Annotated in this window: 10 protein-coding genes; 6 read left to right on the forward strand and 4 right to left on the reverse strand. The window is 30.1% G+C overall.

Going from position 1 to position 12,920, the window contains the following annotated elements; translation table 11 throughout:
* Positions 1-106 precede the first annotated feature (106 nt).
* The 5 genes from O5Y44_RS02420 (at position 107) to O5Y44_RS02440 (ending at position 6,763) form a co-directional block, all read left to right on the forward strand.
* Positions 107-1,222, forward strand: coding sequence for a BMP family lipoprotein (locus O5Y44_RS02420; RefSeq protein ID WP_271987682.1), 1,116 nt, complete (start codon positions 107-109; stop codon positions 1,220-1,222).
* A gap of 630 nt (positions 1,223-1,852) precedes the next feature.
* A complete protein-coding gene (locus O5Y44_RS02425) occupies positions 1,853-2,959 on the forward strand; it encodes a BMP family lipoprotein (protein WP_271965786.1) in 1,107 nt (368 codons plus the stop codon).
* 294 nt (positions 2,960-3,253) lie between these two features.
* Complete coding sequence (locus tag O5Y44_RS02430) at positions 3,254-4,765, forward strand: ABC transporter ATP-binding protein (protein WP_271987685.1); 1,512 nt, start codon at positions 3,254-3,256, stop codon at positions 4,763-4,765.
* Between the two features lie 12 nt (positions 4,766-4,777).
* Positions 4,778-5,842: an ABC transporter permease gene (locus tag O5Y44_RS02435; RefSeq protein ID WP_003147813.1), complete on the forward strand. Its 1,065-nt coding sequence runs from the start codon at positions 4,778-4,780 to the stop codon at positions 5,840-5,842.
* A complete protein-coding gene (locus O5Y44_RS02440; RefSeq protein ID WP_048801993.1) occupies positions 5,843-6,763 on the forward strand; it encodes an ABC transporter permease in 921 nt (306 codons plus the stop codon).
* Positions 6,764-6,862: 99 nt separating this feature from the next.
* On the opposite strand, the gene O5Y44_RS02445 is transcribed toward O5Y44_RS02440, so the two are convergent.
* The 4 genes from O5Y44_RS02445 to O5Y44_RS02460 form a co-directional block, all read right to left on the reverse strand.
* Entirely contained in the window at positions 6,863-7,804 is a 942-nt protein-coding gene (locus O5Y44_RS02445) for a hypothetical protein (protein ID WP_371465439.1), read from the reverse strand.
* Between the two features lie 199 nt (positions 7,805-8,003).
* Positions 8,004-8,924 carry a hypothetical protein gene (locus tag O5Y44_RS02450; protein ID WP_371465440.1) on the reverse strand — a complete coding sequence of 307 codons (921 nt, stop codon included), beginning with the start codon at positions 8,922-8,924 and terminating at the stop codon, positions 8,004-8,006.
* Between the two features lie 89 nt (positions 8,925-9,013).
* Positions 9,014-9,865, reverse strand: a complete 852-nt coding sequence (locus O5Y44_RS02455; protein ID WP_371465441.1) for a hypothetical protein — start codon at positions 9,863-9,865, stop codon at positions 9,014-9,016.
* 517 nt (positions 9,866-10,382) lie between these two features.
* The gene (locus tag O5Y44_RS02460; protein ID WP_271965812.1) at positions 10,383-10,853 is read right to left on the reverse strand and encodes a GNAT family N-acetyltransferase; all 471 of its coding nucleotides are present in this window, start codon (positions 10,851-10,853) and stop codon (positions 10,383-10,385) included.
* 1,173 nt (positions 10,854-12,026) lie between these two features.
* Between O5Y44_RS02460 and O5Y44_RS02465 the strand changes: the two genes are divergently transcribed.
* Positions 12,027-12,542, forward strand: coding sequence for a YbhB/YbcL family Raf kinase inhibitor-like protein (locus O5Y44_RS02465; protein WP_371465442.1), 516 nt, complete (start codon positions 12,027-12,029; stop codon positions 12,540-12,542).
* Positions 12,543-12,920: the final 378 nt, after the last annotated feature.

A 12,920-nucleotide genomic window follows, 5' to 3' on the forward strand; every position in this document is an offset into this window, starting at 1 on the left:
TATTTCATGTTATTTATATTTTATATTTATTTGTAAAAAATATCTTGCAAACGGTTTAAAAAAATAGTATTATGTTCTTAGTACATAAATTTTTAAGGAGGGCATTATGAAAAAATTACGTACTATTTTTGCAATTCTAGTTGCATTATCATTAATTGTTGTTGGTTGTTCTTCAAAGAATGCTAAGAATGACACTAAATCTGACGGTAAGAGCGGATATAAAATTGGTGTCGTAACTGGTGAAGGTGGAGCAAAAGATAAGAGTTTTAACCAAGCTAACGTAGAAGCTATTCAAGCTTGGACAAAGGCTAATGGTGCGAAAGAGCCTGTTGTTTTAGAAACGAAAACTCAATCGGATATAACTTCTAATTTACAAAATGCTGCAAAAGTGTCTGATATTATTTCTTTAGCAGGTTTTGAATTTGAAAAAGAAATTCCAAAAGTAGCGGAACAATATAAAGATAAAAAATTCATGTTTGTTGATACTTTTGTTGATGCTCCAAATATTGCTTCTTTAATCTTTAAAGAACAAGAAGCTGGTTATTTAGCAGGATTTGCAGCGGCGTTACAATCTAAAACGGGGAAAGTTGGATTTATCGGAGGAACAAAAACTCCACCGGTAGAGCGATTTGGTATTGGGTTTGTACATGGTGCTAAAGCAGCTAAAAGTGATATTAAAGTAATGTACAATTACAGTGGAACTTTTTCAGATACAAACAAAGGTAAAACTTTAGCAGCTACTATGTATGACTCAGGAGCAGATGTAATTTTTGTTGCTGCTGGGAATACAGGTAACGGTGTAATTTCAGAAGCTAAAGAACGTGGAATAATTGATATGTCTAAGAGTGGAGAAATTAAGCACTGGGTTGTTGGTGTGGATAAAGATCAATATGAAGAAGGTATTTTTAAAGGGAAAGATAAAGATGGAAAAGAATATCAAAAATCTGCTATCTTAACTTCTGCTGTTAAAAATATTGAAGTAGCTGTAACAAAAATCTTAAATGAAATCAAAGAAGGTAAGTTCACTAAAGGTGAACACATTTTTGGTATTAAAGAAAATGGTGTAGGTATTCCAAAAGAAAATCCTAACTTAAGCGAAGAGGCAAAAACAAAAATTGCTAAGGCTATAGAAGAATTAAAATCAGGGAAAGTTGAAGTAGCAGCTACTGGAGATGAATTAAAAGCAAAAGGTTTAGGTACTAATTTAGAAGGTGAACTATAATTAAAGAATATAGGAGCTGTTTGAATCAAAGTTTCTAAGAGATTTTGATTTTGGACACTCCTATTTTTTCTAAATAAGATATAGGAGATATCTAATACGTGATAATTTATTAAAGTAAAGTATCTAAAATTATCGTATCTAGAGGGAATAGAACAATAGTTGAATATAATCTATTTTGGATAATGTTGATTTTAAATATTTATTAAAAACTGTAGTTTTACATAAATTGTTTTATCTTAAGAATAAGTATTAATATACATTATTATTCAATGATTAGAGTGTGATATTTTAAAGTTCGTAAAATATTAAATACAATTATATCCATAAAATAAAGTCTTTATCCAAAGAATATAATTAATGTGTAATAATAGTCTCGGATATAAAATTCGTATAAAAATGTAAACGTTCTTAATGTTTTGAAAATGCTTTATTATTCTAAAATAATCTTATATGAATATAGAAGAATAGATATGATAATTCCTATAAATACTACTTTTATAGGTTTTTATAATTAGAAAACGAACATTATAAAAAAATGTTAATATTTTTTTAATAAATCATTGAAGTTTGAAAGATAATGTGGTATTATTTAGGTATAAACAATATACAAATAAAGGAGACTTTTTATTTATGAAAAAGGTATTTTCGTTAATAGCAGTTGTTTTATCAGCAGCATTAATTATTGTTGGATGTTCTTCTAAATCATCTAACGGAAATTCATCTTCTAACAACTCTGGATTAAAAATCGGTGTTGTAACTGACGAAGGTGGAGCAAAAGATAAAAGTTTCAACCAAAGTAACGTTGAAACAGTAAAAGCTTGGGCTGAAAAAAATGGTGGAAAAGCACTAAACCCAATCGAAACTAAAAACCAAAGTGATATTGCAGCAAACTTACAAAATGCAGCAAAAGCTTCTGACGTAATTTCATTAGCTGGTTTCTACTTTGAAAAAGAATTACCAAAAGTTGCAGATTCATTTGCAGATAAAAAATTCATCTTCATCGATGGTGTAGTTCAAAACAAAAACGTAGAATCAGTTACATTCTCAGAACACGAAGCAGGATACTTAGCAGGATATGCAGCAGCTTTACAATCAAAAACTGGTAAAGTTGGATACATTGGTGGAGCTAAAATCCCAGCAGTAGTTAAATTTGGTGTTGGATTCGTTCAAGGTGCTAAAGCAGCTAAAAAAGACATCAAAGTTGTTTACAACTACAGTGGTTCATTCAACGACACTAACAAAGGTAAAACTTTAGCAGCAACTATGTACGATGCTGGAGCTGACGTAATCTTCGTAGCAGCTGGTGGTACTGGAAGTGGTTCTATTAAAGAAGCTCAAGAAAGAGCAACTAAAGACCTTAAAGAAAGTGGAGAAGTTAAACACTGGATCGTTGGTGTAGATAAAGACCAATATTCTGAAGGTGTATTCAAAGCTAAAGATAAAGATGGAAAAGATGTTGAAAAATCAGTTATCTTAACTTCAGCTGTTAAACGTATCGACGTTGCAGTATCTAACATCTTAGACGCTATCAAAGCTGGAAAATTTGAAGGTGGAAAAGCTAGAGTCTTCACTATTAAAGAAGATGGTGTTGGACTTCCAGCAGAAAACCCTAACTTAAGCGATGATATCAAAGCTAAAATCAAAACAGTTGTTGAAGATCTAAAAGCTGGTAAAGCAACAGTTGCAGCTGATGCTGCTGGTGTAGCTGATAAAGCTAATATCGACGGAGAACTTTAATTTTAAGAAGTTTATATTTCAAAGACCTAGCGATTGCTAGGTCTTTTTTAGCAAATTATTTTTATATTTCTTAAATAGTATTAAAAAATTTATATTATAATTAAAATTATAAAAGTTATAAAACTAGTAGTATATTATAAAACTATAAAACGAATACACCTTGGTAATTAATAATTTTATAATAACTGAAATTATGGTAAATATATGAAAAAAATCTATTAAAAAGCTATACTAGTTTGTCAAAATATATTATAATATATAGTATGTAAGAATTTATAAAAGAGAGGTAAAGATATGTACGCTATAGAAATGCTAAACATAACTAAAAAGTTTGGCGACTTCTACGCAAATAAAGATATCACTATTCAGGTAAAGAACAATGAAATTCATGCTTTACTTGGTGAAAATGGTGCAGGGAAATCTACGTTGATGTCGGTTCTTTTTGGTATGTACCATCAAGAAGCCGGTGCTATTAAATTGAATGGTAAAGAAGTTGATATTAAAGATCCTAAGCATGCTAACCAACTTGGAATAGGGATGGTGCATCAGCACTTCAAACTTATTAAAAACTTCACAGTTGCTGAAAATATTATTTTAGGTATGGAAGAAGTTAAAGGTGGAAAAATTGATTTAGATAGTGCTGCAGTGAAAATTAAAGATTTATCTAAAAAATATGGTTTGGAAGTTGATCCTAAAGCATTAGTTGGAGATATTAGTGTTGGGATGCAACAAAGGGTTGAAATTTTAAAAATGTTATATAGAGATGCTAACATTTTAATTTTTGATGAACCTACTGCAGTTTTAACTCCTGCTGAGATTAAAGAATTCTTAGCTATTCTTAAAAATCTTCAAGCGGAAGGAAAAACTATTTTATTAATTACTCACAAACTTAATGAAATTATGGCTGTAGCTAACCGTTGTAGTATTATTCGTCGTGGTGAATACTACGGAACAGTTGAAATAGCAGAAACAACAAAAGAAAAACTAGCTAGTCTTATGATTGGTAAAGACTTAGAAATAATTAAATATGAGCGTTCAAGAGACGGTAAGAAAAATATTCTTGAAGTTTCAGGTGTTTATGCTGACACTGCTGAGAAGAAAGATATTCTACATGACTTCAACTTAAATGTACGTGAACGTGAAATCCTTGGTATTGCAGGAGTTGACGGGAATGGTCAACAACAATTTGTAGAAGTACTAAATGCTTTACTTAAAGAAACAAAAGGAAAAATTATTTTTGACGGAAAAGAGATTAATTCATTATCAACAGCAAAACGTAAAGAGCTTGGACTTGAAATTATTGCGGAAGATAGACATAAAGATGGTCTTGTATTAGATTTCAGTGTTGAAGAAAACTCAGTTTTAGAAAATTATTATACAGAAAAATTTGCTAAACGTGGATTCTTGAAAAAGAATATTATATCAAAATTTGCTAAAGAAATTTGTGAAAAATATGATGTTCGTAAAGCTGGAGATGAAAAAATTTCTGCACGTAGTATGAGTGGTGGTAACCAACAAAAACTTATTATTGGACGTGCTTTAGAATTAGATCCAAAATTACTAGTAACAACTCAACCTACGCGTGGTCTTGATGTTGGAGCTATTAACGGTATTCATAAAATGTTAATTAATTATCGTGATAAAGGTAATGGTGTATTATTAATTTCATTTGACTTAGATGAAATCTTAACGTTATCTGATAGAATCGCGGTTATTCACAATGGTAACATTATCGATGTAGTGGATAATGATGAAAATGTAACAAAAGAACAACTTGGTCTGCTTATGGCAGGGGTTAAGAAGTAGAGAGGAGAACGTATGTTAAAAAAAGTTTTAACTAATGCGGTGCTACCGATATTAGCTTCATTTATTATTGGAGCAATTCTTATTTCAGCGATAGGGGCAGCACCAGGAGATGTGTTTGGAGTAATCGGAGATATTTTTTCAGACTCAAACAGTATAGCTGAAATTTTTGTATCAACAATTCCGCTTATTTGTACTGGATTATCTGTTGCATTTGCATTTAGAACAGGTTTATTCAATATTGGGGCGGAAGGTCAATTCATTATGGGTGGTCTTTTCGCTGGACTTGTTGCGATTAAAATGGAAGGTATGAACTTCTATTTAGTATTAATTACTAGTATTCTAGTTGGTGTTGTAGTAGGTGGTCTTTGGGCAGCTATTGCAGGTTACCTAAAAGCTAGATTCAATATTAGTGAAGTAGTTGTAACAATTATGTTAAACTATACAGCTTTATATTTCGTACAATTTGCTGTACCTAAATATATTAAAGGAACTAACGATATTATTTCTAAACCTATCGTTTCAGCTGATGGAACAGGATATTTACAAAATAGTTTAGTTGAAGGTATTTTCAATAACTATCGTTTAGGAACTGATTTATTCTTAGCTATTTTTAGTGTTATTATTTTCTATATCGTTATGGAAAAAACAGTATTCGGTTATGAATTACGTTCTGTAGGATTTAACCCGAGTGCATCAAAATTCGTAGGTATGAAAGTAAATAGAAATACTGTGTTATCTATGGCTATTTCAGGAGCTTTCGCTGGGTTAGGTGGTGCTCTTTATAATATGGGACCTGTAGGACAAGTAGTAGCAGGTTCAACATTCCAAGGATTTGGATATATGGGAATCGCGGTTGCATTAATCGGAGCTAACACAGCTGTTGGATCATTATTAGGAGCATTATTATTCGGATTCTTAGGAGTATTAACTCCACAATTATCATTCATCGGTATTCCAAAAGATATCGCGAATATTTTAATCGGATTAATCGTATTATTCGTTGCAGCTAAAGCTATCTTTGATAACAAGTTGCTTGATAAATTATTTAGTAGTAAGAAACAGAAAGGAGATAAATAGATGGATACAGTATTATCACTATTAGACTCAATGTTACAATATACTGCACCAATTCTTATAGCTGCCATTGGTGGTTTCTATTCAGAAAAAAGTGGGGTTGTTAACATTGCCCTTGATGGTTTCGTAATCTTTGGATCATTCATCGCATCGCTATTAGCATTATCAGTGTTCGATGGATCTCCAACATTATTCCAATTAGTAATTTGTTTAGTTGTTGCAACACTTGCAGGTGGGTTAATGTCATTAATTCACGCATATATCAGTATTAACTTAAAAGCTGACCAAGTTATTTCAGGTACAGCGATTAACTTAATTACACCGGCTATAGCATTATTCTTAGTTAACCACTTTAATGGTACATATGAATTATTATTAGCAAGTGGTTTCCCAAGATACACAGTATTTGGTAAATTTACTATTTATCCAACGGTATTTATAGCTGTAATTTTAGTAATTGTAACATACTATGTAATATATAAACGTCCATTCGGATTACGTTTACGTTCTGTAGGGGAAAACCCACAAGCGAGTGATTCACTTGGATTAAATGTATTTAAATATCGTTACATTGGGGTATTTATTTCAGGATGTTTAGCAGGATTAGCTGGAGCTATCATCGCAACTACATTCTCACAAGGATTCAACGCAGCTATCACAGTATACGGATTCGGATACTTAGCATTAGCGGCATTAATCTTCGGTAAATATAACCCAATTACAATCACATTAGCTTCGTTATTCTTCGGAGGAACTAAAGTATTCGCTGAGAAAGTTTCTATCTTAGCACCAGACCTACCAATCCCGGTGTCATTCTGGAACATGTTCCCATTCGTAGCTACAATTATTGCACTTATCGTATTTTCTAAGAAAACTGCTACTCCAGAAGCACTTGGTATTCCATACGATAAAGGTTTAAGATAATAAAATTAGTAGTCTTTGAAACTTCCATGTTTCAAGGACTACTTTTTTATTTTGTATAAAAAGAGACCTCAACCAAGATTTTGATTGAGGTGATATTAGTTATTTGGCTTTGATTCTAGCCATTTCATCCTTATAGTACGATTCATTTTTTTCGTTAAAGAAACCGCTACTAGCACCAACTCCAACGTAAATATTTGAACCGAGTTTAGTCCATTCTTTAATGTTGTCAGCCTTGCTTGACAGTCCGTTAGGGAATACATGGACGGTTTGTCCACCTCCACCAAACATAGGATTATCTCCTGCACGACTGAAAGCATAAGTTATTGCAGGTTGAGAAGGTGTTCCAAGATCTTTAGTGTCTACAGTTTTACTAATCGACCATTTTCCAGACCATTTTTCTGGAACATCTACAATAAAGTACTCATTTTCATAATGAGTAGAAGTCATTTCTACAAATTTCTCTCCAATATTCACTGAAGAATCTTCTTTTCTTTTTTCTATCTCTTTTTCTTTTTTACCTAATTCGGTTATACGTTCTTCATATTTCTTCACAAGTTTTTCTATTTCAGTTTGTTTTTCTTGAGCTTCTTTTTCTGTTTCGAAAGTATAGTCTTTTTCTTTTTCTATTATTTTTGTTAACTCATCTAATTTTGACTTACTGTCATTAATTTTGTTATTGTCAGATGTACTACTAATATCTGAAATAGTATATTTCTTTAGGGTATTATCATAGTCATTGTGGAAATAAGTTCGCATTGTATTTATACTATTTTTAAACTCATCTTGAACTTTTGAGTCTTTATTAGAACTTAAATTGAATTTTGATTGTTCATCAAGAGTGTCTTTTAGTAACTCCAGACGCTTATTTCTATCATTTTCATCATTAAATTTCTTCGTAAGTTCATGTAATGCAGTTAGTTTTTCAGCAGATACTGTTTCAACTTGTTTCTTTTGATAAAGAGTATATCCGAAAAAACAAATAACTAACACAACTATTATGGAAATAATAGAAATTATAGTTTTGTTATTTTTTTTATTCATAAAATTCTCCTTTAGATTAATTACTTTAATAATTATAGTGTAATCGTAATATTTAGTCAATATGAGGGGGGAGTTGAAGTCTTTAATTGTTATAATAATACGATTATTTAAGAAATAAGATGGACTCCTTCTGCATAATACAGAAGGAATCCATTCATTTAATCTAAATATATTTTTTTAGTATTATTTATTTAATATATTATTTAACGTTAATAGTTGCTCGATCAGGTTTACCATCGGTTGAGAAGAAACCAGAAGCAGCACCAGGTGCTAAGTAGACATTTGATCTTAGTTTTTTTAACATTGGTGAAGATTCACTTTTACTAGGAATTCCGTTAGGGAAAACATAGATTGCTTGAGCACCACCAAATGGAACATTACCTTCAGGATCATGTTTAAATGAATAAATTTTTGCCGGTTGAGATGGTGTTCCTAGATTGCTAGTATCAGTGACTTCAGTGAATGACCATATTCCAGCCCATTTATCTGGCACATCAACACTAAAGTAATCATTTTCATAATGAGTAGAAGCAGTTTGCTCGGTTTTTGCTTCACTTTTACTTGATGATTTCTGTTGTTTTTTATCATTTTCTTTTTTCTTTAATTCATTAATACGCTCATCATACTTTTTCACAAGTTTCTCTACTTCAGTTTGTTTTTCTTGAGCTTGTTGTTCTGATTCGAAAGTATAGTCTTTTTCAGTCTCAATTGTTTTAGTTAGTTCATTTAATTTTGACTTATTATCATTGATTTTTTTCTCATCGGATACTGTAGTGATATCTGAAAGAGTATATGTTTTTATAGTATTGTCATAATCGTTATGGAAATAAGTTCGCATTGTATTTATACTATTTTTAAACTCATCTTGAACTTTTGGTTCTTTATTAGAATTCAGGTTGTATTGTGACTGTTCATCAAGGGTTTCTTTCAGTATGTTAAGCCGTTCATTTCTATCGTTCTTGTCATTAAATTTTTTTGTAAGTTCGTGTAAAGCAGTTAGTTTTTCAGATGAAACAACTTCTGCTTGTTTCCTTTGATAAGAATTATATCCAATAAAACAAATAACAGCAGCAATGATTACTGAAATAATTGAAATTATAGTTTTATTATTTTTCTTCATAATATTCTCCTTTCATTTTCTACATAATTAATTATAGAATAATAGCATAGTCACGTCAATAAGAGGAGTGTAACTATGAAGATTAATTCTTAATATATTGCTTTATACGTTGCTATAGTACGTTGAAGGCTTCCATATTCGACAAGTGAACAAGTTCCGTCATTATTAAGTTTGAATAAAATGATGGCATTATATTGAGGATCTCTTGCAGTATAATTAAGCATTATTAAATTATTGTATTTATCAAATGTTCTATAAGAAACATCAATTCCATCAGTCGGAGCTTCTATTCCATCTGGTCGTTTACTCTTTGCTAATACATCATTTCTTATTGTATCTGCGTAATATTCATAGTTTTTACCAACTCTTTCAGCGAAAGAAAGACTTGATGAAGTGTTTTTATTTTCAGCAGATTGTTCGGATGTATCTTTAACCTCTGTTTGTTTAATATTTTTATTGCTTAATTCCGATTTTAAAGCATTGTGTTTAAATTTGTATTTATCTAATATTGAATTGATATCATCAGACTTAGCTTCTTTAATTTCTTTAAGAGCTTTTTCGTAATTAGTAACATCTTCTTTTAACCACTCGATAGCTTTATCAAAAGAGTTATCAGTAGTAAGCGAATCTACTTTTTCTAAAGATTTTTTAGCGGCATCAACGTCTTTATTATCCAGACTTGAATCAGCATTTTTTAATTCTTTAGCGATTTTTATTTCAGTTTTAATATTTTTGAAAGCTTCTTGTCCTTTATCATTGTCTAAAGTTTCTAATCCAGCAAGGCCTCCTTTGAAGTCATGGCTATCATTAATTAGAGCTAGGTATTTAGTATGTTCTTCCTTAATAGAACTATTGCTAGAACCAAAGAAATAATAAAGACCACTAGCAAGTAATAAAAGAACAATAATGCTAGACAGTATAGCTATAAGTTTTTTATTCATATAGAGTAGTTCTCCTTTTTAAATTGATTGTGTAAGAAGCTATTATGATACTTCACTTAATTATATTCCTAATAAAAATCTTTGTAAACACTTTTTGTAGAAGATATAGATTATTTAATTTGAAGTTTTAGATATGAGATAACCCCACCAAAAATTTTGGTGGGGTTTCTTTGGAGACACTTTGGAGACAATCCAAAGCGTTTTAACTTATTTTTATCTGTATATAATTTCTAAAAGTCAGTTATAGCAAGGTCTCTTGACTTTTAAAATCTACTCCCATTCAATAGGGGAAGAATCTATCCTGAGTAGTTGGTATCATAGGAAGTATCGACTTTATTTTTTATATTGGCGGGGAAAATGGCAAGGTATAAATTTGTATTTATCTTGTATTTAGTTTTTAAAAGTAAACTATATTAAACTATATCAAGTTTCTTGGTAAATGTACTACTTTTATTTTTATTCATTGAGCTTTTAGATACTAAAATATTTTATTTATAAATAAAATATTATTGAAGTATTATTCCCCTAAATATTTAATATATATTTGACATGGATTCCATTCGTCCCATAAGGTAGGAAAACATTCTAATTCTTTATATCCCATTGCGATATAGAATTCATTAGTAATATCATATTCTTTGTAGTGTCCCATTTTTACAGTTTTTACCTGTGAGTAAGAATATCCAAGATTTTTTGCCATATTTTCGAATTCTGTATTTAGTTTTGTTCCAATTCCCATTCTATGAAATTTTTTCTTTATACCCATTACAAAAATATCTGCAGTATCCTTACTTGTTGCGTTTAATACGATAAAACCTGCAACTTCATTATCTGCATAGCAAGCCAAAAACGGTTTATCTTGTGAATCTTCAATATACTCTTTTGTACTTTCAGGTAGACCAAACCATTCAGGAAGGTCGTAAAGAACCTCTTTTGATATTATTTCTTTTTCTTTCTTGTCTATTATTTTTTTAATTATTAAATCCATATTATTTTCCTCTCAAAATTATAATTCCATTTAATTATAACACAGATAATAAGTATCATACAAATAGTCACAAGAAATTGAAATGTTGCTATTTTGATAAAATTTGGTGTTGAATGTATTATTCTTGATTATCTATTTTTATATTTATATTTTAGTGTAGATAAGGTAAGAAATCAAAGATTTTAATAAAAAGACCTTATCAATAGTTTTTGATAAGGTCTTTTTGGAGACACTTTGGAGACAATCCATAGTGTTTTAACTAATTTTCAATCTATATATTTTAACATATGGGCAGTTAGAACTAATAATCTTTTCCTCGCTTTGTTCGTTAAGATTAAAGTTCTTGTTGCATACGCTGTACCTAAGAATTATGTCGTCGTTAAACTCCTAATAATTCAAATGTACACCGCATTACTCCCATTCAATAGGAGAAGAATCTATCCTGAGTAGTTGATATCATAGGAAGTATCGACTTTATTTTTTATATTGGCAGGGGAAATGGCAGGGTATAAAAAGTATAATTATTTAGTAAAAAGTGTTGATATATTAGTATTTATAAATAGTTGATTATGATAGTTTAATTTGATATAATCAAAACTGGAGAGAGAAGTTAGGGAGTGTAAAACTTCCGATAAAGATGGTGGCTACTTCAATATGAAAGGGGATGGTGCTATGCTCGCATACACTAAAATCTGGATGAAAGGAGTAGCAGGTTGTCAGCTCACGAAATTGTACAAACGATTATTGGAATAAATCTATTGATTGTTTCAGTGGTTAATGTATGTATTCTAGCATTAAAAAAAGACAATAAAAAATAACCATCTTTATACTTTGGCGAGATAAGATGGTTTTTTAACTATTTAACGAGCCACCGTCTTTAAAACGGCTCTCTCTTCTATGTTTTTATTTTATCATAAACATAATTTAATTGCAATGATTTTATCTTTTTAAAGTTTTTTCTATATTTTTGATAAAGATTTGTGTTATAATGTTCATATGAATAAATTCCTTTCTATGAGTGTCGCAATTTATAGTTTAAAGGAATTTATTCTTTTTTTCTACCCTTTCCGTAATAATTTTACTATATCTAAGTTTCCTTCACCCTTGACATGTTTATTGAATTTATAATATAATTCATATATTATTTAATTTTATCTGTAAAGGAGATTGAAAATGAAGATTAACTTACCTTTTAATGAAAATATTTTACCTAAACGATTTGGGAAAGAAGCAGAACCTGGTGATGTTATTAAGAATAATCCAGTACGTTCATTTCCGTTTGAGATAACAGAGTTGCCAGAAGGAACAAAGTATGTAGCTATTACATTAATAGACTATGATGCTATTCCAGTTTGTTCGTTCCCATGGATTCATTGGCTTGTCACTGATATAGAGGTAGTGGATAATGAGGTTGTTATTCCTGAAAACTATAGTTTAGACTATAAAAATTCTATTAAACAGGGGAAAAATAGTTTTTCTAGTCCACTATTGGGGATGGATTTTACTGAAATTGATTCAATTTTTGTTGGACCAACACCACCTGATAAGGATCATAGATACACAATTGAAGTTTTCGCATTATCAGATAAAACAGGTTTAGAGGATGGTTTTTACTATAATGAATTATTAGATGCAGTGGATTCAATCACATTAGATAGAGCTACTGCTGTTGTTATTGGTCAATTTTAAATTAAGAATTATCATTAACATTTGAAATCAAAAGGCTTTTTAGAAAAATTGTAGTAAATAATAAAGAAATCTATTAGTATTTTATTATCTAGCTCTTTTTAGGATACTGGGAATGACATCATTGAAGTCTCAACTTAAGTTTCAGTTAAAAAATAGTTTTAGGTTAAATTCCAGTTTTTTATTTGAACTGGAATTTACTTTGGGAATTAACAGAGACATTTAATTACTCTAATAATCAATGTTAAAGTCAAATTATTACGGAAAATAATGAAAATGAAGGAACTTATTCTTTATTTTCAACCTTTTCTGTAATAATTTTCACTATATCTATTGACACTTACTTCTAGTTCTTATAGAATTAATATATAAAATTATAGA

Origin of the sequence: Gemella sp. 27098_8_155 (assembly GCF_041433725.1) — a bacterium.
GTDB classification, from domain to species: domain Bacteria; phylum Bacillota; class Bacilli; order Staphylococcales; family Gemellaceae; genus Gemella; species Gemella haemolysans_D.